The 23,157-nt window shown below is 60.7% G+C and carries 28 protein-coding genes and 2 pseudogenes; 10 read left to right on the plus strand and 20 right to left on the minus strand.

The window, feature by feature from the left end:
- From AC1ECN_RS34370 to AC1ECN_RS34390, 5 genes and pseudogenes are all read right to left on the minus strand, one after another.
- Positions 1-440: DoxX family protein (locus AC1ECN_RS34370; protein ID WP_477955504.1), on the minus strand; the 440-nt coding region annotated here is incomplete at its 3' end.
- Positions 440-1,240, minus strand: a complete 801-nt coding sequence (locus tag AC1ECN_RS34375; protein ID WP_130672134.1) for an HvfC/BufC N-terminal domain-containing protein — start codon at positions 1,238-1,240, stop codon at positions 440-442. The genes AC1ECN_RS34370 and AC1ECN_RS34375, both read right to left, overlap by 1 nt.
- Entirely contained in the window at positions 1,227-2,153 is a 927-nt protein-coding gene (gene bufB, locus AC1ECN_RS34380) for an MNIO family bufferin maturase (RefSeq protein ID WP_130672135.1), read from the minus strand. Before bufB ends, AC1ECN_RS34375 begins: the two co-directional genes overlap by 14 nt.
- A gap of 45 nt (positions 2,154-2,198) precedes the next feature.
- Positions 2,199-2,504, minus strand: coding sequence for a BufA1 family periplasmic bufferin-type metallophore (locus tag AC1ECN_RS34385; RefSeq protein ID WP_130672136.1), 306 nt, complete (start codon positions 2,502-2,504; stop codon positions 2,199-2,201).
- Positions 2,505-2,629: 125 nt separating this feature from the next.
- Positions 2,630-3,046: pseudogene (locus tag AC1ECN_RS34390) on the minus strand (TSUP family transporter); the annotation flags it as partial.
- A 293-nt stretch (positions 3,047-3,339) separates the two neighbouring features.
- On the opposite strand from AC1ECN_RS34390, the gene AC1ECN_RS34395 reads away from it, so the two are divergent.
- Positions 3,340-5,490, plus strand: coding sequence for a mechanosensitive ion channel family protein (locus tag AC1ECN_RS34395; RefSeq protein ID WP_477955506.1), 2,151 nt, complete (start codon positions 3,340-3,342; stop codon positions 5,488-5,490).
- A gap of 645 nt (positions 5,491-6,135) precedes the next feature.
- Complete coding sequence (locus tag AC1ECN_RS34400; RefSeq protein ID WP_477955508.1) at positions 6,136-6,918, plus strand: sulfite exporter TauE/SafE family protein; 783 nt, start codon at positions 6,136-6,138, stop codon at positions 6,916-6,918.
- Positions 6,919-6,980: 62 nt separating this feature from the next.
- Here AC1ECN_RS34400 and AC1ECN_RS34405 read toward each other — a convergent pair whose 3' ends face one another.
- The 4 genes from AC1ECN_RS34405 to AC1ECN_RS34420 are packed head-to-tail and all read right to left on the minus strand — an operon-like array spanning position 6,981 to position 9,047.
- Positions 6,981-7,307, minus strand: a complete 327-nt coding sequence (locus AC1ECN_RS34405) for a YnfA family protein (protein ID WP_130654867.1) — start codon at positions 7,305-7,307, stop codon at positions 6,981-6,983.
- Between the two features lie 54 nt (positions 7,308-7,361).
- Entirely contained in the window at positions 7,362-8,069 is a 708-nt protein-coding gene (locus tag AC1ECN_RS34410; protein WP_130661106.1) for a cytochrome c biogenesis CcdA family protein, read from the minus strand.
- Between the two features lie 4 nt (positions 8,070-8,073).
- Positions 8,074-8,457 (minus strand): thioredoxin family protein, encoded by a 384-nt coding sequence (locus AC1ECN_RS34415; protein WP_130661107.1) that lies wholly within the window; start codon positions 8,455-8,457, stop codon positions 8,074-8,076.
- Positions 8,454-9,047 (minus strand): hypothetical protein, encoded by a 594-nt coding sequence (locus tag AC1ECN_RS34420; protein ID WP_130672139.1) that lies wholly within the window; start codon positions 9,045-9,047, stop codon positions 8,454-8,456. Before AC1ECN_RS34420 ends, AC1ECN_RS34415 begins: the two co-directional genes overlap by 4 nt.
- A gap of 74 nt (positions 9,048-9,121) precedes the next feature.
- On the opposite strand from AC1ECN_RS34420, the gene AC1ECN_RS34425 reads away from it, so the two are divergent.
- The 3 genes from AC1ECN_RS34425 (at position 9,122) to AC1ECN_RS34435 (ending at position 10,573) form a co-directional block, all read left to right on the plus strand.
- On the plus strand, positions 9,122-9,565 hold the full coding sequence (locus AC1ECN_RS34425) for a MerR family transcriptional regulator (protein ID WP_197727386.1): 444 nt from the start codon (positions 9,122-9,124) through the stop codon (positions 9,563-9,565).
- A 31-nt stretch (positions 9,566-9,596) separates the two neighbouring features.
- Complete coding sequence (locus AC1ECN_RS34430; protein ID WP_130672140.1) at positions 9,597-10,193, plus strand: cation efflux transmembrane domain-containing protein; 597 nt, start codon at positions 9,597-9,599, stop codon at positions 10,191-10,193.
- Between the two features lie 170 nt (positions 10,194-10,363).
- Positions 10,364-10,573, plus strand: coding sequence for a hypothetical protein (locus tag AC1ECN_RS34435; RefSeq protein WP_245483765.1), 210 nt, complete (start codon positions 10,364-10,366; stop codon positions 10,571-10,573).
- A gap of 146 nt (positions 10,574-10,719) precedes the next feature.
- Here the strand turns inward: AC1ECN_RS34435 and AC1ECN_RS34440 are convergent, their stop codons facing one another.
- Together AC1ECN_RS34440 and AC1ECN_RS34445 are read right to left on the minus strand one after the other, a co-directional pair.
- Positions 10,720-10,956 carry a hypothetical protein gene (locus tag AC1ECN_RS34440; protein WP_026160138.1) on the minus strand — a complete coding sequence of 79 codons (237 nt, stop codon included), beginning with the start codon at positions 10,954-10,956 and terminating at the stop codon, positions 10,720-10,722.
- 242 nt (positions 10,957-11,198) lie between these two features.
- Entirely contained in the window at positions 11,199-11,702 is a 504-nt protein-coding gene (locus tag AC1ECN_RS34445) for a P-loop nucleotide/nucleoside kinase family protein (RefSeq protein ID WP_130672141.1), read from the minus strand.
- A 268-nt stretch (positions 11,703-11,970) separates the two neighbouring features.
- On the opposite strand from AC1ECN_RS34445, the pseudogene AC1ECN_RS34450 reads away from it, so the two are divergent.
- Positions 11,971-12,066: pseudogene (locus tag AC1ECN_RS34450) on the plus strand (transposase domain-containing protein); the annotation flags it as partial.
- A gap of 167 nt (positions 12,067-12,233) precedes the next feature.
- Positions 12,234-13,175 (plus strand): hypothetical protein, encoded by a 942-nt coding sequence (locus AC1ECN_RS34455; protein WP_245484711.1) that lies wholly within the window; start codon positions 12,234-12,236, stop codon positions 13,173-13,175.
- A gap of 448 nt (positions 13,176-13,623) precedes the next feature.
- On the opposite strand, the gene AC1ECN_RS34460 is transcribed toward AC1ECN_RS34455, so the two are convergent.
- From AC1ECN_RS34460 to AC1ECN_RS34480, 5 genes are all read right to left on the minus strand, one after another.
- Complete coding sequence (locus AC1ECN_RS34460; protein ID WP_027689660.1) at positions 13,624-14,256, minus strand: class I SAM-dependent methyltransferase; 633 nt, start codon at positions 14,254-14,256, stop codon at positions 13,624-13,626.
- 55 nt (positions 14,257-14,311) lie between these two features.
- The gene (locus AC1ECN_RS34465; protein WP_075226125.1) at positions 14,312-14,725 is read right to left on the minus strand and encodes a nuclear transport factor 2 family protein; all 414 of its coding nucleotides are present in this window, start codon (positions 14,723-14,725) and stop codon (positions 14,312-14,314) included.
- Positions 14,726-14,810: 85 nt separating this feature from the next.
- Positions 14,811-15,410 (minus strand): NADPH-dependent F420 reductase, encoded by a 600-nt coding sequence (locus tag AC1ECN_RS34470; protein ID WP_477955514.1) that lies wholly within the window; start codon positions 15,408-15,410, stop codon positions 14,811-14,813.
- Positions 15,411-15,441: 31 nt separating this feature from the next.
- On the minus strand, positions 15,442-16,194 hold the full coding sequence (locus AC1ECN_RS34475; RefSeq protein WP_130672144.1) for an SDR family NAD(P)-dependent oxidoreductase: 753 nt from the start codon (positions 16,192-16,194) through the stop codon (positions 15,442-15,444).
- Between the two features lie 50 nt (positions 16,195-16,244).
- Positions 16,245-16,979, minus strand: coding sequence for an SDR family NAD(P)-dependent oxidoreductase (locus AC1ECN_RS34480; protein ID WP_130654875.1), 735 nt, complete (start codon positions 16,977-16,979; stop codon positions 16,245-16,247).
- Positions 16,980-17,207: 228 nt separating this feature from the next.
- On the opposite strand from AC1ECN_RS34480, the gene AC1ECN_RS34485 reads away from it, so the two are divergent.
- Positions 17,208-18,104 (plus strand): LysR family transcriptional regulator, encoded by an 897-nt coding sequence (locus AC1ECN_RS34485; RefSeq protein WP_130654876.1) that lies wholly within the window; start codon positions 17,208-17,210, stop codon positions 18,102-18,104.
- A 361-nt stretch (positions 18,105-18,465) separates the two neighbouring features.
- Entirely contained in the window at positions 18,466-18,975 is a 510-nt protein-coding gene (locus AC1ECN_RS34490; protein WP_130661115.1) for a DEAD/DEAH box helicase family protein, read from the plus strand.
- Between the two features lie 191 nt (positions 18,976-19,166).
- Here the strand turns inward: AC1ECN_RS34490 and AC1ECN_RS34495 are convergent, their stop codons facing one another.
- The 4 genes from AC1ECN_RS34495 to nthA all read right to left on the minus strand — a co-directional run bounded on the left by AC1ECN_RS34495 (position 19,167) and on the right by nthA (position 21,603).
- Positions 19,167-19,862 carry a class I SAM-dependent methyltransferase gene (locus tag AC1ECN_RS34495; protein WP_130654878.1) on the minus strand — a complete coding sequence of 232 codons (696 nt, stop codon included), beginning with the start codon at positions 19,860-19,862 and terminating at the stop codon, positions 19,167-19,169.
- Between the two features lie 124 nt (positions 19,863-19,986).
- The gene (locus AC1ECN_RS34500) at positions 19,987-20,337 is read right to left on the minus strand and encodes an SH3-like domain-containing protein (protein ID WP_130661117.1); all 351 of its coding nucleotides are present in this window, start codon (positions 20,335-20,337) and stop codon (positions 19,987-19,989) included.
- Positions 20,324-20,962 carry an SH3-like domain-containing protein gene (locus tag AC1ECN_RS34505; RefSeq protein ID WP_018068477.1) on the minus strand — a complete coding sequence of 213 codons (639 nt, stop codon included), beginning with the start codon at positions 20,960-20,962 and terminating at the stop codon, positions 20,324-20,326. The genes AC1ECN_RS34500 and AC1ECN_RS34505 overlap by 14 nt, the downstream gene beginning before the upstream one ends.
- Positions 20,962-21,603, minus strand: a complete 642-nt coding sequence (gene nthA, locus AC1ECN_RS34510) for a nitrile hydratase subunit alpha (RefSeq protein ID WP_018068476.1) — start codon at positions 21,601-21,603, stop codon at positions 20,962-20,964. Before nthA ends, AC1ECN_RS34505 begins: the two co-directional genes overlap by 1 nt.
- Positions 21,604-22,180: 577 nt before the next feature.
- Between nthA and AC1ECN_RS34515 the strand changes: the two genes are divergently transcribed.
- Positions 22,181-23,005, plus strand: a complete 825-nt coding sequence (locus AC1ECN_RS34515) for a glycosyltransferase family 25 protein (protein ID WP_130672145.1) — start codon at positions 22,181-22,183, stop codon at positions 23,003-23,005.
- The last annotated feature ends 152 nt before the right edge of the window (positions 23,006-23,157 follow it).

Consider the following 23,157-nt stretch of genomic DNA (forward strand, 5'->3'; position numbering starts at 1 on the left):
AGCGCCATCGCAGCCCAGGTAATGTGGATCGGCCATCCGTCCGGCACCGTGAGCTCGACGATCAACGTCATGAACAGCAGGCCGGTCGCCGCAAATCGGGTAGCGAAACCCAGGACCAGCAAGATCGGAAAGGTGATCTCGGCAGCGCCAGACAGGAAAGCCATGGTGACTGGCGCCGGATAGGCATAGGGACCGCCCGGCAAATGGAGCATGAATTCGTCGGTGAACAATGTGATCGCCGTATCGTTCAATTGCAGGAAACCATCCCACTTCAGAATGCCCGACTTCCAAAAGGGCACGGCCAGAGCGAGGCGCACAACTGCCTGAACGACGCTCGGCTGCGCAAAGGCCCGAACCAGTCTCTGTGCCATCTCCACAAGTATCACGATCGGCTGAAACCTGCCTTTGATCGAAGTCTGTTGGGTGGTGGTCGATATCATCATGCGTCTCCGAGAGTGATGCCGCAAAATACCCCCGCTTCGATCATGCCGGCCACGCTGGCCGCGATGTCGAACGACGGACAAGCGTCGATGGCCTTGGCTGCGGCGACACCAAGCGGTTCGCCGGAAATGAGGGAAATCAGGAACTCTGCGCCGCCCAAAGGAAGATGACGCACCGCCACCTCCATATCCGGCCGCGTTATGAGCGCATCTTCCGGGTCGACCACTTCGATTGGGCTTATGGAGCCGTCACCGCGATTGGCGGCAAAGATCGTCAGCGCCGGATAGTCCGACCGAACGATCCTTGTTGCCGGATGCGCAGCAAAGACCAAATCACCGAGACGATCCGGCGGAACGGACGCAAGAGCATCAGCGGCAAGCGGCTCGACATCCCTTGCGTGGTAGGCGTCCAGCCAAGCCCGTTCGATCCGGGCGACGTCGGCAAGCCAGGGCAAGGACCGGGCATATTCGTACTGTTCGATGAAAGCAGGAAAATCCCGTCCGTATTCGAAGAGAAGAGGCGATGTCGGTGGCGTGGCGCGCAGGTGAAAGCGCGCCATCGCGCGGAAAAACTCCGTCCCCGTCAGGCGTTGCACTGCCGGGAAAATCCCGGCGAGGGCATCGATCAGACTGACGGTGACGTTGTTGCGGTAGACGTTGTAGCGTTTGATCGCTCCCTTGCCGTTCGGCCCGACAACGCCGTCGGGCGTCCCAGCGTCCGGGTTGGTCAGGGCCGGCGCAAAATCTGCCGCATAAGTCAGGGGCTCGGTGCGGCGAGATGGAGGATCAAGCCGCAGCATGACTTTGATCCTGCAACGCGATGGAACCATGGTGATCCATGATCGCCTGCGCTGCGAGGGCCTCGCCACGCAGTATCGGCCAATCGGGTATGTTGCTGTCCCACTCGATGAGCGTTGGAATGGGGCCACCACGGCCAATGACGATCTCGTAAAGCTTCCAGACGGCATCGGCGACCGGACCGTCATGGCTATCGATCAGCAGCAACTCGTCCTCGTCGTCAGTCTGCTCGGCGTGGCCCGCGAGATGGATCTCACCAACCGCAGCAATGGGAAAATCGGACAGGTAGTCGAGCGCTGAAAACCCATGATTGGCGGCGGAGACGAATACATTATTGACGTCGAGCAGAAGACCGCAGCCGGTGCGCCGGACGATGGCGCGGATGAATTCGGTCTCGCTCATCGTCGATTGGCGGAACGTCACATAGGTGGATGGATTCTCCAGAAGGATCGGGCGTCTGATGGTCTCCTGCACGTCCTCGATATGCTCGCAAACCCGCGCCAGGCTTTCTCGTGTGTAGGGAAGGGGCAGGAGATCGTTGAGGAAGGTCGTCCGATGCGTCGACCAGGCCAGGTGCTCAGACACCAGAGCTGGTTCGTAGCGTTCGACGAGAGAGCGGAAACGTTCAAGATGTGCTCGGTCGAGCGGCTGAGGTCCGCCGATCGACATGCACACGCCGTGGAGCGACACCGGATTGTCACGGCGGATCTGTTCGAGAATACGATGCGGCGGCCCGCCGGCCCCCATGTAATTCTCGGCATGGACTTCGAAGAACCCGCGATGTGGCCCCTCCGCAGCTATGGCGGCAAAATGCTCGTGCTTGAAGCTCGTCCCCGCGAGCCCCTCGATCGGATGGCGGGGAAAGCGGAGAGTAGTTGCCGCAGACGCGGTCGTTGAAATTTGATCGGTGGTCATGGCGTCTCTCCGCCTCCTCATTGTCATCGCYGTCGCGTGTAGAAATTACATTGCCTTCAGCGTGCCGTGCTTGCCGTTCGGCAGGACGATGGAGGTGCAGGTGCCGCCCCGGACGAACTTCCAGGAATCGCCCTGGAAGTCGACTGTCGAGGTCCCCTGGCAGGACGTGCCGGCGCCGGCTGCACAATCATTCTGGCCCTTCAGGGCAACGCCGAAGCATTTTTCCTTGTGAGCGGCGGTTGCAGCGGCGCCCTCAGCTTTGGTGAGCGGTGCGGCGGTGGCCATCGAAGCAAGGGCGGTGGTGACAGCGCCGGCGAGGACGACAGAGTTGATGGTGGATTTGATGGACATTGCGTTCTCCGATGATGGATAGACGCTCTCGTTGAGCGCATATTCAGGTTCGCAATCTCCCCGACATTTGTTACACGCGTCGCTATCACTAGTTCGTGAAAGCTCGTCATGTCACCGGAAACCGGCACGATGCCGCCGCCGATGAATTCGGCGGCAAGCCACCAGTCCACCAGGCCTGAACTGGCATAGTTCAGAGCCGTTGCCAGTCCGAACGCACCGACGGAGAGGAGAGATGTGCCGATCGCGTTGATCATCGGCATGCCCGTCGCCAGCATGAGGCCCGGAACGATCAGGAAGCCCCCGCCGATGCCGAAGAAGCCGGATGCAGCGCCGGCGGCGAGTGCCACGGCGGCGGTGGCAAGGCATATCCTGAGGTCGACCGGACGGCACTCTACCGTCACCGCCTTCCGAGGCTTCAGCATCAGAGCGCCGACGACCATCATCAGGACGCCGAACAGAAATATCAGGCTGTCTCCATCCCTCGCCTTGCCGAGGCTGGAGCCGCCGAGGGCGCCGAGCGCGGAGAAGACGGTTGCGCATCGCAACCCGCCGCTACCACCTCAAATATCGCAACCAAAGACCGCTGGAGCGAACACAAGATTGGATAAAACTTGGGGGCAAGGTCAGGCCGATGACGAAAAGGCGCTGATCCTCGAGCAGGCACTGTAACCAAAGACGATAGCACGCCGATGACGGCCTCGAAATGTCGCGTCCGGGCGTTGGTTAGTGTAAGATACTCGCCGCACGACTATCCGCACGCAATTATACTAGGAGATTTACGGCACGGATGAATGGCGGAAGTTGGACTATATTCGCTTAACTGGAGACGAACACGATGCGTGTGTTGATTCTTGCTGCCCTCATGCTGCTTGGGGTCATGCTGGTGGCGCGAGCCGATACCGCACCGTCGAGCGAACAGCTGCCACCCAATGTCGAGGCACTTCTGTCGCTTTTGGCCGATCCTGGAGTTCAAAAATGGCTTGAGACCCACAAAGCCGCATCGGCGACGACTGAAGTCCCCCCGATAACCACCCAGACGCCGCATCTCTCTCATCCACTGGCCGACTATGTCGGGGCCGTTCGGGCGCACATCCATGGCCTCGCCCGGGCACTGACGACGCTGCCTGATGAGTTCGCAACAGCCTGGTCCATCCTTGTTGCGGATGCCGAGAAGGTTGGTCTGGCTGGCCTTGTCGGCCTTTTCGGACTGTTCGCAGCTGCCGCTTTCGGTGCCGAGCGGCTGTATCGGCGTGCCACATCGGGATTCATGACCCGAGTGGCGCAGCTGGACGTTGCGACAAGGCGCGGTCAAGTGATGGCACTCGCTAGCCGCCTCGCCCATGACGTCGGGCGCGTCGCAGTCATCGCGGCGGCTGGCATCGGTGTCTTCGTGGCCCTGCACTATTGGCCTGAGGTCATCGAGAAGATCGTGCTCGCCTGTCTACTCGCCTTCATCATCGTGCTCCTCGCGCGCGCCGTGTTACGATTTCTTTTGTCGTCGCCGGCAAAGGACGCGAACGATCTTCGGATCGTGCCGATGGACGGCGAGTCGGCTCGGTTCTGGACCCAGCGCCTCGGTCTAGTTGTCATCATCCTCGCCGTCAGCTACGCAACAACGCTATCGCTGAGCCTTCTCGGCTTCTCAGTCGAAGCCCGCGAGATTGTCGCATATTCGTTGGGATTGGGGCTCCTCGGTGTCGGCATCGATACGGTCAGGCGAGCGCCGGGGCCAGCGATCGCGGATGCTGCAACGCATGGAGAGGTTTTTGTCCGCGCGAAGACATCCGTGGGTGTCATCTCGGCCTATTTCGTGCTGCTGTGGTGCTTGTGGGCGTTCGGCGCAGTACAGCTATTCTGGCTTGCTGCAATAGCGATCGGCCTCGTTTGGGCTATCGCCATTGCAGAACGGACCGTTGTCCACCTGCTGCAACAGCCTGCTTCGTCCGGAATCGGCGCGGCAACACCGAGTGCAGGCGCAACTCTTCTCAGTCGGGGCATCCGGTTCATTCTGATCATTTCCGGGTTGCTGCTCCTCGCTTGGGCGTGGAACATCGACCTTGTCGCGCTCAGCGCGGCTGACACGCCCCCCGTCCGGGTCGCTCATGGCATCATCTCTGCTGTCATCATCCTTCTGGTCGCGGACTTGGTCTGGCGGGTCCTTCGCACCCTCATTGATAATCAAATTGCAAAAGTGCGCGATACGGCGGTTGTTCAAACGGAGGAGACGCAGCGGCGCAGCCGGCTCAACACGCTTTTGCCCATTCTGCGGAATTTTCTTTGGGCCACGCTCGCCATCGTTGCGATACTGATGGCGTTGTCGGCGATGGGGGTTCAGATCGGGCCGTTGATCGCCGGCGCGGGTATTGCCGGTGTTGCCATTGGCTTCGGTGCGCAAACGCTGGTGAAAGACATCCTCAGCGGGGTCTTCTATCTGTTGGATGATGCCTTCCGTGTCGGTGAATATATCGAGAGCGGCAGTTACAAGGGCACAGTTGAGTCTTTCAGCCTGCGCTCGGTGAAGCTGCGGCACAGCCGGGGACCAATATTCACCGTGCCGTTCGGCGTCCTCGGGGCTGTCCAGAACATGAGCCGCGATTGGGTGATCGAGAAGCTGTCACTGACGATCACCTATGATTCCGACTTGGAAAAGGCGCGCAAGCTCATCAAGAAGATCGGACTTGAACTGGCCGAAGATCCCGAACTCAAGGCAATCACCATCGAACCGCTCAAGATGCAAGGCGTCGAGGAGTTCGGAGAGTATGGCGTCAAGCTGAGGCTGAAGCTCAAGACAAAGCCAGGACAGCAGGCCGCCGTCCGCCGTCGCGCCCTCGTCATGATCAAGACGGCGTTTGATGAAAATGGCATCTGTTTCGCCTCGAAAGCCGTACAGGTTTCCAGCGCTGCCGGATCACAACCGGAAGCGGTGATCAATGCGGATGCGGCGCTACACGCCACCACCACGCCACAGAAGCCGGTGGCAGCATGACGAGTGCGTCAGAGGTAAAACTGCGAGAGGATTGATCCGGAAACGCATCCTGCCGGGCCATTATCGGCTTGTTCAGATTTGCCTCAGCGGCATTGAAATGGCGAAGCTCTGGAGGTGACCGACCGCCTCTACTTTGAACAGAGGTTCGCCGCACGGGGCCTGCGGACATGTGGTCGATCTCATTGACACCCGCCCGAATTCTGGCACCGTTGTCGCGCCATTCAGCGGGGGCAGCGAATGTCATCATCCCACTATACGCATGGATCGAGCGAGGCCGAGCAACAGCGCTTGACCGCACTGAACAGGCGGCTCAACGAGCGGTGTATCGATGCCGCGCAGCTCGCCGCCGGTGAACGCGTCGTCGACTTCGGAGCCGGTCTTGGTCAGTACTCGTGGTTATGCGCAGATACGCATAAGCACGATTATGATCCTTGGGAGATTATGGAGAGCTAATCGCGTCACGTAACAGGGAACCAACGGGTGTCGAGCGCGTACCCGATGCTCTCTGATCAAGGACCTACACATAATCCGTAATCTCCCCTCGTTGTTGAAAGCGGCCATTTCACAACAAGACCAGAAGATTTTCGTTGCATCGCCGATCCGAAGCCTGTCGATTGCCGCTCAAGAAGCGCGCAAGGATTCGAGATGAGAGACAACAAGGGCGCTGCATTCGGAGCAGGCGGAATCATCGGCGCACTTGGCGGCTTGATCGGGCTTGGCGGCGCGGAGTTTCGACTACCTCTCCTGATAGGTCTGTTTCAATTTGCCGCCCTCGAAGCCGTCATCCTGAACAAGGCGATGAGCCTTGTCGTCGTCGCATTCTCACTGCCGTTTCGTGCTGGGACAATCTCGTTCAGCCAGATCGCTGCCAACTGGCCGATCATCATCAACCTTCTCGCTGGCAGCCTCATTGGTGCGTGGTTTGGCGCCGGCTGGGCGACGCGTCTGCGATCTGAGACGCTATACAAAGTCATTGCGATCCTGCTCGTGGCCATAGCGATCGTCCTCGTGCTCGGACACGACGCGCGCGCGGGTGATCCGCTTTTGAYGGGCGTTACGCAAATCATCGCCGGCGTCGTCGCCGGTTTCATTATCGGAGTGGTCGCGGCCTTGCTTGGAGTGGCAGGCGGTGAGCTTCTTATTCCGACCCTGGTCCTGCTCTTTGGTGCAGATATCAAGCTTGCCGGAAGCCTATCTCTGGCCGTGAGCCTGCCGACAATGCTGATCGGTTTTTCGCGCTATAGCCGCGATCAAAGCTTTTCCGTGCTTGGACGCAACAAAGGATTCGTCCTGATCATGGCCGTCGGCTCGGTCTTGGGCGCCTTCATCGGAGGCTACCTCCTCGGCATTGTCCCGAATGAATTCTTGCTGCCGGCGCTCGCTGCGATCCTATTGATTTCGGCCTACAAGGTTTGGCAGCACAAATAGGAGCCGACGCCAAAATCGAAGAGAGGTCGCGGATTCAGTTCGCAGATAGACGCTCGCCGCGCTTAGGCCGCGCGCGGCCCCCACAAGATAATGCCGGCTCCGATCAAACACACGAGCGAACCGGTCATATCCCAGCGATCGGGCCTGTGGCCTTCTACCGTCCAAAGCCACAGAACAGCGGCGACGATGTAAACGCCGCCATAGGCCGCATAGGTTCTTCCCGCGGCTTCGCTATCGACCAGCGTCAGGAGATAAGCGAATAGCGCTAGGGACGCCATGCCCGGCGCCAGCCACCACGCCGATTTGTCGAGCCGCAGCCAGGCCCAGAAGGCGAAACAACCGGCGATTTCAGCGAGGGCTGCGCCCACATATGCAAATAAGGTCAACATGCCTGTCACATTTTCACAATTCGGGAGGCGGCGCCAGACGCTTGGGTTGGCTATTCAGATGGCAGTGGTGAGGGACAGCATCCAACTCGGCAGGGCGTCAAGCAGGGCTGCTTGAACCGTGCGGTCGAAGCCGGTGAGCGTCATGGCGCCGGCAAGAATGAGCAGCACTCCGAGCGCCATTTTGAGACCGCTGGCCGTGCTCATCATGTACCCCCGCCAGCGCAGCAGCGCTTCGCGCGACAACGCCGACAGCAACAGCAAGGGCAAGGCGGTGCCTATGCCGAAGGACAGCATTGTCAAAGCGACCATGCTGAGATTTTCGCCGCGGGCGGCCATGATGGAGGCAGCACCCAGCGTTGGGCCGACACAGGGCGTCCATACCGCGCCGAGGAGTAGGCCGACACCGAACTGTCCTGAGATGCCCGAGGTGGACAGGCCGCCGAAGCGGTTTTGCGTCCAGTTGCTCACCGGTCCTGCCGCGGTGGCAAAACCAACCTGCAGGCGCGGCACCACCAGCACCGCGCCGACAAGGATCAACAGCACTGCCGCGCCGGTGCGGAAGACGGTCATGTCCAGGCCGATCGAGAACCCGATGGTGGCGACGAACAGGCCGATCGCCGTGAACGACAGCGCCACGCCGGTAGCCAAAGCCAGCGGCGCAAGGCGGTGTTCCGCCACGGCGCCCGTCAGAACGACGGGGACAAGCGGCAGGACACAGGGCGACAGGATAGACAGGATACCGGCGAGTAGCGCGAGCAGCATCGACTTACAGCGCCTTGCGCATGATTGCCTCGATCACGGCCGGCTTGGTCTTACCGGTCATCCGGTCGACCTCCTTGCCGTCCTTATAGACGATCAATGTGCTTTGCATCTGGACATGCAGCAGTTTCAGGGCGTCTTTCTGCGTATCAAAATCGACCTTGAACTCTTTCATCTCTTTGAAGTCAGGTGTGCCGAGAAGCTTGGCGACGATCGGCTTCTGAAGCTTGCACTCTCCGCACCAGGGTGCGGTGACGTGGACGAGGACCGGACCGCCCGCGGCAACCGCCTCAGTGAAACCTGGTATCGGGTCGGTACTGGCAGCAAAGGCGGGTGTCGCGATCGCGAGGGTGACAGCGGCGAAGGAAAGAAGGAGTTGACGGCGGTTCATGCGGAAGTCTCCATGGTTAGGGCTGCAGGTGCTAGGTGGGCGAACAGGTCGCCGGCAGCAGCGGCTGCGGCCTGTGGCGCGATGATGGTGACGAAGACGCCAGTGGCGTCGTGCCTAAGATCGAAGGTCAAGAAGGCGCAGCAAGCTTGCTCCTTCCGCACCAGTTCCCGGACCTCGGAAAGCGCTTCGGGCGCATAGGTCAGGTTCAGGCGCAGGGCGGTTCGTGTTGCCTGTCGAAGATGGCGCGATGTCAGCTTGTGGATGAGCTCGGTCCGGGCCTTGAATTCGTTGGCGTCGAGCGTGCAGGCGATCGGCGCCTCTTGTTTGACGTCCGTGCCGCAAGAGCCGCAGCCGCAGCTGTTCGTCGCCATATGGTTTTCAACAGCCTGTGGCGCAGCCTTTCGCCGTGACAGCAACAGCAGCCCTACAACTGGCACAATCAGCAAGACCGCGATAGCACCCCATTTGACAAGAGCAGTGCCGACCAGGATCGTTCCGACGCTGGCGAGCACAAGGGGCACGACGCTGACCGCGCAGCACGCGGCACAGGCCGCGACTGCGGCGCCGGTCAGCTTCATTCCGGTATTCATCTTCGACCTCCTATTTTCAGGCTGGCCGAACCGTACTCCTTCAAGTAACTTGAAGGGCAAGGAGATAATTTGCCGTGAATGTTCACATACGCGGGTTCACCATCGGCGCCTTAGCCAAGGCGACCGGCACCAGTACGCCGACGATCCGTTACTACGAGGAGATCGGCCTTTTGCCGCCCGCAAACCGGACGGCAAGCGGACAGCGCAACTACGATGAATCCGACGTTGGTCGGCTGACATTCATCAAGCAATGCCGCGACTTCGGGTTCAGCATCGAGCAGGTTCGCGTCCTATTGGATCTCTCAGTCAGTTCGGAACGAGATTGTGCAGAGACACGGGATATTGCTCAGGCGCATCTCGATGAGGTCCGCACCAAGATGGTAGAGTTGCGCGCTTTGGAAAAACGGCTGCAAGGGTTTGTAATGCGATGCAATGATGCATGCGCCGGTGGCCCCGGCAGCGACTGCGTGATCTTCAAGGACATGGCCAACCCACCGACGAAGGGTTGCTGCGGCTAAAAATATCCCATGCCGACTAGGAAACCCTCATATGCTCAATCGATACCTGGATACGCAACTGCGCAAGGTTGTTGCGCTGGTGGCTTTTCTGAACCTCGCCTATTTCGGCATTGAATTCGCGGTCGCTCTGAAGATCGGATCCGTATCGCTTTTTGCCGACAGCGTCGATTTCCTTGAGGACGCGTCGGTCAATCTACTCATACTGCTCGCTCTTGGGTGGTCCGCGCGGGGCCGCGCCCGTGTCGGGATGGCGCTGGCGCTGATCCTTCTCGCGCCGGGCGTGGCAACACTCTGGACCGCCTATCAGCATTTCATGACCATGGTTCCGCCAGAGCCACTCGCTCTAGGTTTGACGGGCGGCGGCGCCCTGGTAGTCAATCTCTCCTGCGCGTTCATGCTGTCCGCGTACCGCCATCACAGTGGCAGCTTGACCAGGGCGGCATTTCTGTCCGCCCGCAATGATGCTCTGGCGAACATCGCAATCATTGCCGCAGGGTTGGTGACAGCGTTCCTTTGGCGGTCGGCCTGGCCAGATCTAATCGTCGGATTGGCGATCGCCGCGATCAATCTCGATGCCGCAAAAGAGGTCTGGGAGGCGGCAAGAGAAGAGCACCACGCCGCCGCGTAAAATCAGTGGTGTTGACCGCTACGGAAGAAGAAGCGAACTGAGGCAGAACGCAGGTCTCCTCGATGCAGCGCATCAGTTTGAATGCATAATCGCGATAGGCAGCGACAGTACACGAACTGACCGCTCTCTGCTGGCGCAAATAATCGGCGAAGAAGCTTATCAGCGCACCTATGACAGGCATTGCAACGATCCTATCGTCCGAGGATGTGGTTCGCAACATTGCGAGCATCGTCGACGAAGCGATCGACGACATCGTGGCGACCGGGCTTTCACGAGACGCGGTCACCGCAGGTCTCGACACCTTGATCGCGTGGAGCAAGGCGCCAGATTCGGCGGTGTGGTTCGGCATGTCATGGGCGGAAGGGATTCGGCCCCCCTGACGTCGGCAGCCCTGAGATCACGGCAGGGCTCCCGGCCCTTCGTTGGACGGCTCTTTAGCGTCTGCGCCTGGACGATCATCCGCAGGGCGACGCCAATGCGTGGTGTCAGCCCCCCACTGAGGGTGATTACAGCCGTCTGGAAGGCTTCACGAGGCTGAGAAATTCACCATGACACCGCGCTGGCGAAAGTAGGCCTGCATTCGCTTCCTGCCGGAACGGTTATTCTGCACGAGCCTAGCCGGATCGAATACGGCCTCTTTCAAACCCGCCCGCGTCAACGCTGCCTTGAGGGCCGCGATATGCACGTCGATGTCGGCGTTGTCCGCCTGGAGCGACTCATAAATGCGGTTTGTTGCATCTGCTACGGTCGGTTCGCTCACGATTGCACTCCTGTTGTCGTCTGGCTGGCCTGACCGTATTGGGGTGAAACCTGTTCACGTCAATGGGTGACAATGGATTGGAACATTTCATCCGCTTTCGAAGATGAACCACTCAACGGCAGGAACAGCTCCGCCACCGTCTCGTGCTCCGGCACCTCGGGGAAGAAGGCGAGGCGTCCTCACGAGCGAACTGGTCCGGACCCGCCTGCTGCGCAGACTGAGAATACCCCCAGCGCTGCGGCGTTTCATCTAAGGGCGGTGATGGCTGGAAGGGTTTGCCGATCATAGAGCGCCAACTCCTCGGCGGTTGGCGGCTCGAACAGCTTCGACCACCTCAGCAGGTCCGCCCGCGAGATGTCGAACGTGCCGGCTGGAAGCGCGGCGTTTCGCCGGCAGACCCGGTTCCAAAGCGCATCAAAGGGAACGTCGAGGAAGCAGAGGACGACGCGGGCACCCGCTGCGCGAGCTTCCTCCCGGCAGATGTCGCGTTCTGCCCGTGACCACACTCCCCAATCCACGACAACGTTACACTGGAGCCCGATGGCACGCAGGGCGATCTGCCATTGCAGGCTCTCGACTCTGCCTCGACACGGACCAGTTTCGGCTTCCGGCGTAGAGATGCCGGGGTAAAGCTTGTGCATCCAGTCGTCTCCGGTCAGACGGAGGGCAGATGCTTCCTGTTCGATGATCTTGGCGAGCGACGTCTTCCCCGAACCGGGAAGACCGCAAGTGAGGTAGAGCGTGGGCATTGGAAATCTCTGATTTTGGCTTGGCAAGGGAAGTGGCCCCGCGGTGTCGCGCAGGACTTTTTGCTCAAGGCCGCAAGGCGCGGCCAATCAGAGGTGTGTTGCCATAGTCGATCTTGTAGGACCGCTCTGCTCGGGGGTCAAGACGGAGCGCATTGAGTGAGCTCACGGGTGAGGTCGTCTAACCCACCGGCTGTTTTGCGGTGTTATGTAGCAAATGCCACCAACTCCTCTGCGGCGGATGTCTCCACCGCATTGGCGAGGATGTCTCCGAGCCTATCTGACCGCCACGCTCACCGCCATCGTCAACGGTCATAGGCAGAGCCAGATCGAGGGTCTTCTGCCATGGAATTGCCTAGCAAGATGACTCGTTGTCGCTGGCGCGTCGATGGAGCTGACTGTAGCTGTCTCATTGGCCCTGATCGGTTTCGAAGGAGATTGTTGACCAACATCCATCGCACAACGCCAAAATCCATGACGCGCTGCCGACGACATGCAATAGTTGCATCATCCCGGCAACGTGGCGAGAAGCGAATGAGTGCGAATGGACCGAACGACGACTGGCCAAGCGCTGCCATCGAGTTCCTGAAGGAAAGTCTTCCGGTGGCCAGTCAATCACCGCTGAAATGGTCCGATGATAGCATGACAGCCTATCAGTTCGGGTGCGATGCGTTGGTGGCGTTGGGACAGGCGGAGCGCTTCGGGCCAGGCGCGCTGGCGAAGGACTGCCCAACACTACCCGAAACTCTGCCGCGCTGGGATGACATATGCGTGACTGTCCTGGGTCTGGCGCATGTGAGGTTCTTGCGAGTGGCAGCGCCCACGCCACCCGGGAGATATCAACCGGTTCGGACAGCTCCAGATGCGAATATCGCTGCCTACAAGACAGCTAACGCGGCACAGGCTAGCACCGACATTTTACCGCTGCTCGCCAGCCTCGGTCTTGCGGAGAATGGACAATGGACACAGGCTTCAGAGACGATCCACTGGCGAGATGGGGACGGTTGGAAGCCCTCACACCTTCATGACGTTCGCTTTATGGAAGCGGTCAAAATTGCCTGCGAGACGATGCCTGATGACATCAACGACGAAATGGACCGCCTCGTGACGATCACTGACGACGATGTCGAAAAGAGTGTGATCCTCAGCCGCAAGGTCAGAGACATAAACTATGCCAACGCCAAGCGACGAGCGCAGGACGTCGCGCCTCCCGAAGTTCTCCCGCCGGACATTGAGCTGGCACGCGGACGTGCTGGCGTCGAGCATAATCGGTCAGACAAACTCGACTGGATGTTTTATCGACGCTGGCGACTATCCGACGGTTGGCTCTCGGGTGAAGAGTCTCAAAGAGCGCTCGAAATATTCCACGATCCGCTTGCGCAGAATATGAGACGTGCCGTCATCCGCGAGCGGTATGATGGCCTCGTCATGGCTGAATTGGGCTGGAAGCCGCCAGACAAGTCGTCCGCATCATAACTCTCCGGCAACGATTTGCACAATTTGCTCGTCGCTCCAGTCGACCGCCGGCCGCTGCTAAGACCTCAAACCCGGTCCAGTGCCTCTTGGGATTTGAGCGTAAGCTGAAAAATCGATATGGGCCGAACATCGTCAATCGAGCACTGATCCGGCAGGTGCGATCAGAACACCGCCTACTACAATTGGCGCAACCGCGACCTACAGTTTCGCCATCGGCGATGTCTACATTTGGGCAGTGGCAAAGGCCTCCTCAATGGCTGACATGAGGCCGTAAAGCAGCCTTATCCTTCGATAACGAAAAAGCCCGCTTTAGGGGTGGACAACGGCCTGTCCGCTTCCGGCGGTCAGAAGGGACAAGCCGCCGTCCGGCGCTGCTCTTTCAACGGCAGGAACACCAAAGCCGCCTCACGTACGAGAGCCGACCTCATCGTTGGAGAATGGCTCAGTGTCAGATCTTCAAAAATCGATAGGCGAAGCGATCGGTCTCGCCCTTGATCGAGGGATCGAAGACCTTGATCGAGTGCGAATCGTCCTTGTTCGCGAGCAGGGTGCTTTCCGCGTCCAGGACGAAGCCGGCCGCCTCCACCTCCTCGCGAACGGATGCAGGCTCAATCCGATGCAGCGACTGCGCGTCGCTCGTACCCGCCCCGACGGCGGCGGCGTGGTCGACGATGACGTAGGACCCGCCGGGCTTCAGCCGCTCGTAGACGGCTCGATTGAAGGCGGCGGCCGTCGCGCCCCTGGCCTGGATCAGGGCGGTGTGGAGATCGTGGTAAAACAGATGCAGCCACAGGACATCCGCTGGCCGCGTAACCTCCGACAGCGCCACGAGGTCCGCCGAGACGGCTTCGACGTTCGCTCGGCCCGGTTCCATCGCAAGCGTTCTCATGCGGCCGACCGGATCGTTCTTGAAGTGAGCGACTTCGGCCGGCACGAAGCTGAAGACCCGCCCGTCGGGTCGCACGATGTCGGAGAAGAGACGGGTCCAGTCGCCGTCGCCCGGGTAAACGTCGATGACGGTGGAGCCCGCATCGACGCGTGCGAACCGGATCAATTCGGATAGCTTGGATTGGTCGTACATTGGAATCTCCTTTGCGGTTGAGCATTCGACGAGCGCGGGCCGCGGTCGGCCAGCGCTACGCCGGCCCGGACGCGTCCATCTGCGCGGCGCGCGCCAGCGCTTGCGTGTCGACGTATTCCCGGATGTTGGTCAGTCTGCCGTCCCGGACCGTGATGGCGAAGACCCAGTCGTCCTCGAACGTCTTGTTCGTGGCCTTGATCTTTCCCTTCGCGAAGCCGACGACCAGGACCCGGTCTCCTTGCGCTACGAACTCCCGGGGTTCCGTGGACGTTTCTATCGACCTGAATGCCGTCTCGAGCAAATTCGCAAGTCCCGCGTGTCCGCGGTGCGTTCCGGCCAGCGGCCAATCCTTGCCCGGAATGATCCACTCGATGTCTTCGGCGACCAGCGCCAGCAGAGCCTCCTTGTCACTGCTGCCGATCGCGGCGAAGAAGTCCTTCACGGTCTGGATGTTCGTCTCAATGCTCATGGCATCTTCTCCATTTTCTGCGGATCGGGTCGCGCTCGATCCGATCGGGTGCATCGTGTCGCTGCTGACGGGGATGTCGTGTTCGTCAATCGAACTTGACCAAGTCCTTGAAGATCAGCCGGCCCCAACTATGTCCGCGCGCCTGCACAAGCAGTCCGCCTTCAGAAAGACCGCCAAGTTCGATCGGCGCGAAACCGAGATTTTTCGCGAGCGCACCAATCTCCGCTGCGGCAGCGTCATCGTCGCTCGCCAGAAACACGACTCTCCTGCCACCCTTTACGGCGGGATCCTGGTYAAGCGTGGCAGCGATCAAATGGTTGAAGCCCTTGACCAGTTTCGCACCAGAGAACGCCTGTGCGATGAACCTGGAAGACGGTTGTCCCCCAAGTTCCTCCGGGGGCACGCCGTAGGCATTGGTCACATCGACGATTGTCTTCCCGTGCCAGGTGGGAAGCGCCTTTGCGACATTCGGGTGCGACTCGAAACGGACAGCCAAAAAGATGATGTCCGCCTTGACGGCTTCCGCCAGTGTTTTGGGAATGATCGTAGGGCCGATCGCAGCCGCATCGGATGCAAAGCTTTCCGGGTCGCGCGTGGTTGCAACGGAAACTGCGATGCCGTTTCTGGCAAAGGCCTTAGCGATAGCCTGGCCGATATTGCCGAATCCTATAATTGAGTAGCTCATAATGCTTCTCCGATCCTGTGTTGACGCTGGGTCAGACCTGCGCCCAACCACCATCGACGGCGAGATCTATACCGGTGATGTAGGAGCTCTCATCGGAGGCGAGGAACGTGAGCGCAGCCGCGATTTCCTCTGGCTTGCCCCTGCGACCCATTGGGATCTGTGCAGCAAACTGGGCGACCGCCTGCTCGGCTTGCTCAGCGGTGAGGCCGGTCGTTGTCGCCAAGGCGGGAGTCTCGATCGCGCCGGGGCTCATTGTATTGACGCGGATATTGCGGTCCTTCAGCTCTTGGGTCCAAGACCGCGAGAAGCTGCGAACAGCCGCCTTGCTTGCTGCGTAGGCGCTGAACGCTGGCAGCCCCATCACATTCGAGACCGAAGAGTTCAGAATGATCGATCCGCCGTCTTTGAAGAGGGGAAGGGCTTTCTGCACTGTAAAGAACAGACCCTTCACGTTCACATCGAAGGTCTGGTCAAAATGGGCCTCAGTAGCTGCCGCAAGCGGCGCGACCGTACCTGCGCCCGCATTTGCGAAGAGAATGTCGATGTGACCATGTTTCTCCTTCACGGTGGCGTAGAGCCGGTCCAGGTCTTCCAAGCGCGAGACGTCGCCCACGACTGTTGTCACGCTTTTCCCGATAAGCGCCGCGGCCTCTTGTAAGGCTTTCTCGCGTCGCCCAATGATCACGACCTGCGCACCTTCCTCCACGAAGCGCTTGGCGGTGGCCAATCCGATCCCGCTGCTTCCGCCCGTGATGACTGCGATTTTACCTTCGAGTGCTTTCATAATCTTTTGTCCTTCGTTGTGTGTGAGTTAGGCACGGAACCGCGCCGGGGTCAGAGTTGCGCCAGGCCGCCGTCGACGGCGACCTCGCTGGCGGTCATGAAGCTGCTGTCCGACGACGCGAGAAAGGCGGCCGCGGCCGCGATCTCCGCCGGATCGGCCATACGCTGGAGTGGAGTCATCGCGCCGTAGGCCTTCTGGCCTTCCTCACCCAGCGCCTCCTTCGCGAGTTCGGTCGCCGTCGCCCCGGGTGACAGCACGTTGACCCGGATGCCGGTGCCCTTCAGGTCCTCTGCCCAGGTCCGCGCGAGATTGCGCACGGCTGCCTTGCTCGCGCTGTAGGCAGTGAATCCCGGGGCGCCGGTGGTGCCGGCGCTCGATCCGGTCAGGATGATCGAACCGCCTGAGCCCATCAGCGGCAGCGCCTTCTGGACCGTGAAGATCGTGCCCTTCACATTGGTGTCGAAGGTCTCGTCGATGTGCTCGGCGGTGATCTGGCCGAGCGGAAGCGGGCTTCCGGCCCCGGCATTGGCAAAGACGATGTCGAGGCTTCCGCGCTCTGCCTTCACCGCGGCGTAGAGGCGATCAAGGTCGGCCTCATCCGAGACCGAGCCCTTCACCGCCCGCGCATTCGGCCCGAGGTCCGCCACAGCGGCGTCGAGCGCCTCCTGCCGGCGGCCGTAGATGAAGACGAAGGCGCCCTCGTCGATGAAGCGCTTGGCTGCGGCGCGGCCGATGCCGGTAGCGCCGCCGGTGATCACGGCGGTCTTTCCATTCAGTCTGTTCATGTCTTGCATCCTTCATTTCGCCGTCACGCGTTTTCGGCTGTACGGGGAGGTCCCCCGCGAGCCCCGATATGGGTTCGCCGAAGTCGGGCAGTGAGTGCGCAATCACGCACATCGCTGGTGCAAAAACGATCCATCCAGATGATTAAGTGCCGCAACGCTCGCGCACAGGGCGGCTCAGTGTGCTAGAACTGGCTTCGGAAGCCGCACCGCGCGGCGCGGGAATGCACCATGATCGACTGGGACGACGTTCGCTACTTTCTTGCCGCCGCGCGCGGAGGCTCATTGCGGGCTGCCGCCAAGCGCCTCGGGGTGAACCACGCGACGGTGCTGCGACGCATCGCGCAGCTCGAGGAACGCCTCGGGGCGCAGATGTTCGAAAAGCTGCCTTCGGGCTACCGCCTGACGGCTGCGGGCGAGGAGGTCCTCGAGCTCGCGGAGCAGATGGAAGCGTCGTCGCACCAGCTGGAGACGCGCGTCTTCGGGCGCGACCAGAGCGTGCGCGGGCTTCTGCGGGTGACGTTGGCTCCGACCCTTGCGACACACCTGCTCATGCCGGATTTCGCCGATTTCGCGCGTCTGCATCCTGATATCGAGATGGAAATCGTGTCGTCCGGCGAGCTGGCAAATCTGACCAACCGAGAGGCCGACGTGGCGATCCGCGTCGTCTACGACCGCAAAACCCTGCCGCTCAATCTTCACGGACTGAAGGGACCGGAGCTGTTCGGCGGCGTCTATATGTCCTGCGATCGGCTAGCCGCGTGGCGTGCGGGCGCGCCGGATCCCATCCGGTGGATCGTCATCAGCATTCATGGAATTCCGGATTGGGCCGGCGAGGGTGAGGTTCGCACCACGGGGGTTCCATTCAGAACCACGGATGGCGAGGCGCAGATCGTTGCTGTACGGCAAGGGCTCGGGATCACGACACTGCCCTGCTTCGTCGGAGATGCCGATCCCCTTCTGGTGAGGGTGCCGGGCACCGACCTGCACATGTACGGAACGCTCTGGCTTCTCACACAGGGGGAGACACGCAAGACGAAGCGCGTGCGGCTCTTCGCGGAGTTCGTATCCCGCAGGCTCGCCGCCTACGCTCCGCTTCTCACCGGGCTGTCCATATCGCGCGACTGACGCCCAGCAGGTCGCCGGCGACGCTTGCCGTGGATAAGAAATGATTTGCCCACAGCAGCTTTATGAACCTGTCAGTGAGGACCTGGCGTCGGTGGCTCGGCCTAAATCAACGTTCAAGGCGATGTCCCCCACGTCGCGCCATGCGTCGGTGAACAGGTCCCTTGCTCCACCGGTATGCGGCTTCAAGAAGCGTTGGCCTCTGCGCAGCCGGACACCTTCCGGGAAGAGTTGGGCGTGATTGGCAGACCAAGTGTGGTGTATTTGCCATCGCTACCAATCTGAGGGGCCGTCATTTCGTTGGCGAAGCGTTCCCAGGTAGAGTGTCTTCTCACCAGATCGAAGTCCATGATAATCGGCGCCTATGGGAATCAAGAACTATCTGATCGAAGGCGGTTCCGGCACTGGGAAAACGTCTGTCGCTACCGAACTGGAGCGGCGGGGCTACCATGTCGTCCATGGTGACCGGGTCTTGGCCTATGTCGGCGACCCAGAGACGGGCCAGGCACTCGCAGGACCGCCCAAAGGCGCGGACCGCATCGTTTGGGGATACGCCCACTGGATCTGGCGTGTCGACAAGGTCCGCGCTATTGCTGCCGACACCACCCATCCTGCCACCTTCTTCTGTGGCGGCTCGCGCAATTTCCACAAATTCCTGGACCTTTTCGACAAGGTTTTCGTGCTCGATATAGACGTCGAGACCTTGAACCGACGATTGGATGGGCGGCCGAATGAGCCGGGCTTCGAGCCGGCCGAGCGGGCGCTGGTGCTCCACTACCATCATACCCGGGAATATCTTCCCATCGGCATCAGTATCGACACGACGGGTACCGTCCCAAGTGTCGTTGACGATATCCTCGCTCAACTTACCTGACGCCCTGAAAGTATTGAGAATCGATTATTGCGGGAACGCTAGCCGCCTGAACGGCTCACAGGCGGCATTACCGCTTTCGTAGTCGACCGACAGCTCTCAGAACGAGAAACCGGGTGACTTAACGACCGATAAGAGGGCGCAAAGATTGGAACTCCACGCCGGATAGAGTCAGGAGACCCCAGCACCCGTCGTCATGCTTTCACCACTGAAAAGAACAGGAACCGCGGCTTGGTCGTCAGGCTCTGATAGGCCTGCGGAAAAAGCGTGCGGGCTTGCGGATCGGGCTGGGGCTCGCTGACGATATCGATCTGAAATCCGGCCGACTTCAGCGCGTCGAACATGGCGTGGAGCGGCCGATGCCAGAAGCGCATGGCGATATCCTTTCCGCCGCGCTGCCAGGTCTCATCGAAGCTGTAGGTCTCGAAATAATTGTCGCGGCCGGTCGAGGCGTGATCCATGAAGGGATGGTGGGTGGAAAGAACCAGGCGACCGCCTTCGGTTAGCAGCCGGTTGAATTCCGAAAGGGGCTTCGACCAGTCGGGCAGATAATGCATGACAAGCGAGGCAAGGATCAGATCGAAAGCCTTGTCCGTAAACGGCAATGGTTCGTTGATATCCGCCGATAGCAGCCGCGCGCGCCCTTCCAGCCGACGTTGCGCGATCTCCAGCATGCCGGCACTGGCGTCGATCCCGGTCACGACAGCCCCGCGCTCAAGCAGCGCTGCCGCATGCGCCCCGCCGCCGCATCCCGCATCGAGCACGGAAAGCCCGGCGACGTCGCCAACCAGGGCAAGAATAGCCGGCCGCTCGTAATAGGCATTCCAGGCATTGACCTCGTTATCGGCATCATAAGCCGCCGCGAACGCATCATAATCATTCTCGGCCAAGATTTTCCCTTTCCGAAGACTGTTCGAAGATCTGCGTGTGTGTGTCAGGAGCTTGCTCGATCGGCCTGCAAACAGGCAGAGATCGCTTCGTCCGCAAAGTTTGAACTCAGGCCCCAACGGTCCGTTAGCCAGGGAGCGCCACCGGCTTGCCATGCGGCGTGGTGAGATAGGCTCGGCGCCATTCGCTCTCGCGCCGATCCACTTCCGAATGCGGCGCTATTCCAGTGCGATCGAGAACACGTTCGAGGGTGGCCTTGAACGCCCCGTAATAGGTCGCATCGTCGTCTGTCTCACCAGCGCGGGCGCGCGTTTCGAGTTCCGCGCCGAGGGTTTGCGACCAGTCCTCCGCGTCCAGTTTTCCCGAAGCGAGCAGCAGTTCGACAATCGCAACGACTTGCGCATGCCATTGCTCCTGGAAGGCGGGATTTCGGTCGCGAGATCGAAGCGAACCACGGGAAATCTCAGACCGGGTCAAGGTAGCTCTCCCACATGTCGATCAGGAGCACGTCGCGGCTCAGAGCCGCTTCGGGCCAGAGCTCCTTCATATCGAAGCGAACCGCGTAGGTCTGCTCGATGGAAATTCTGCCGGTCGCGGAACGGTCCGGCAGAGGCTGCGGCCCTGTCACGCTTTCGACGATGCCGCGGCGCCCTCGCACGTAGGATGGCAAACGGGTGTGCATCGAACCGCTATCTCGCTTGGCGACGACCCTGTCGCCGGGTTTGAAGGAGTCAAAGGTCGCTGCGCTCTCTGTCTGCGGCGGCATATGTTGCAGCTGCATCTGGGCAGACCCTGCATGCCCGTCCACGAATTCCTGGACATCGGCAATGCCTTCATCGATCGCCGTGACCATCATCGCCAGTGTCCACTTTTCGAAATAGTCGAAGCGGAGATAGAGGTCCGGCGGCAACCGTTCCAGAACGTGACGATACCAGTCGAGCGTCCATCCGGTTTCTTCCTGGCTGAGTTTCGACATCGACATCATCGCAATCGCCCAGAGGCGCGCTTTCCATTCTTCAGGAAACATGACGTCGTCATCGTCGAACTGGTGCAAGATCGGCCCAAATCCCTGCCTGCCGCCGAGATCGTGAATGGTATCCATCACCCGGCCCCCGGCGTGAGATCCCTGGCCGTGCCGATCATCGAATTGCGGGTCACGAGCGTCGCAAGCTGCTCTTCCGACCAGCCTTCGGTCGCCTCGGGCCGCTGCGGAATGACCATGTAACGGCGGTCGGATGTTGAATCCCACACCCTGATCTCGACGGATTCCGGCAAGACGATGCCGAACTCCTGAAGGACGCCCCGAGGATTGCGGGCGGCACGCGCCCTGTACTCGGTCGATTTATACCAGGAAGGCGACATGCCGAGGATGCTGAGCGGATAGCAGGAACACAGGGTGCAGACGATCAGGTTGTGAACATCCGGCGTGTTGAAGACTGCGCGCAGATTGTAATCCGGCTCGACGCTTGGCACCACTTCTGCAAAGGCAGAGATCGCATTCTCTGCCAGCCGATCGGCAAAGGCCTGATCCGTCCAGGCATGGGCAATCACCTTGGCGCCGTTCATCGGCCCGACATTCTCTGCATAGTTGTCGAGCCAAGCGTCGACAGCATCGGCACCGAGAAAGCCCTTTTCGGTCAGGACCGTCTCCAGGGCTTTCAGACGCAACGCGGGTTCCGGCGGCAGGTGGCTATGCAATTCGCGGTGAAGTTTGGCGGCCTTGTCAGAGTCATACGAGGTCATGGCGCTCCCCCTGGCTGACAATCATTTCCGGCGTTGAGCAATAGCGCAAAACGCGCGCTTTGTCATGTCTGCAGCAGGCCGTCCGCCATGAGAGGCCTGCAAATCGGACGGCCGGGCGAGGAGGGAATCGTTATGCCGCCGAATGAGGCGGGAGCGACGCCTTCGTCGCCTGACACTGGCCTTTCCCGCGGTTTGTCTCGCCGGCGAGAGCCGCGCGCCGCCGAGTGGGGGAAGAAGGTCCAGCGCAGGCGGCGATCTCCGGGCGGGTGGTGGGCGTTGAGCGGCTTGCTCAAGCCAAGGGTCGTCCGGCGCGGCACGCAGTGGGTCGCTGTCGTCATCGAAGGCGCTCTGGTTGTCGTTTCGATCGCGGGAAGGGAGGCGTCCACTGCATGCCGCAGGAGAGCTGGTAGCGCGGCATTCTTACGCGCTCTTTGCCGGGATCATACCAATCCGTAAGAATGCAGCCCCGGCCGTTCGGCCCTCGCACTTTACCAAAATGTATAGTTCCAGCGAGGTCCCGGTGAGGTTTGGAGCGCAGGCTTGGCGCCATCAATGCCAAGTCGAGGTCAGCTCTCTCATGAACATGCGCGCCGCACCTGCCGCCCTAATGCCCGCCCTTCATCCGGTCAGCCTGCGGGTGAATACCTACCTGATCAATCTCGACCGTGCGCCATTGCGCAGGTTTCGAATGGAGCGCCTGCTGGCAAGCTTCGGCCTTGCCTTCGAGCGCGTGGCGGCGGTCGATGGGGCAGGGCTGAGCCTGCCGCATCCGGGCTTTGACGAAGCAGCCTATCTCAGCCGGCACGGCCGCCGGCCGAACCCTTTCGAGATCGGCTGTTATCTCAGCCACGTCGAATGCGCCAAGCGGTTCCTCGGCAGCAAGGCCGAGTTCGCGCTCATTCTGGAAGACGATCTCGATTTCGATGACGATCTGGCCGAGCTGCTCGATGCCGCCCTCGAGCACCAGGCGCGCTGGGACATCCTGCGCCTGTCGACCGTCAATTCCGGGCGAAAGCATAAGGTGGAGCCGCTGACCGCGTCGCGCTCGCTCGCCATCGCGCTCACCCGCGAGAAGGGGTCCGGCGCCTATCTCATCAACCGCAAGGCAGCAGGCTGGATTGCCGGTGTGCTTGTCCCCATGCGTCTGCCCTATGATCTCGCCTTCGATCTGGAGTTCGATGATGGGCTGAGCGCCTGCTTCGTCGATCCGCTGCCGGTCAGCCAAAGGGCCGATCCCTGTTCGCAGATCCAGGCAGGGCTCTCGACCTATCGGCTGGGCCGCCGCCGGCCGTGGAGCGTGCTGCCGTATCGCACTGCGGCCGAGCTGCGCCGCTTTGCAGCCCGCTTCAGCCGGCTCGCGGCATGGCGGCTGAGCGGTCTCAGGACCGCTCCTCCGGGATGAGGGATTAGGCTCCAAACCCAATCAAGCCATTGATCAAAATTGATCGCTGTGATTCATTGTGATGGCAATGGGAGTTTTGATGATGGCAGGAGAGTTCTGGCTTGATGATCAGCAGTGGGCGGTGATTGCGCCTCTACTTCCCACGAACCAAC

The sequence above is a fragment of the Rhizobium sp. 01N447_2 genome, assembly GCF_056399245.1.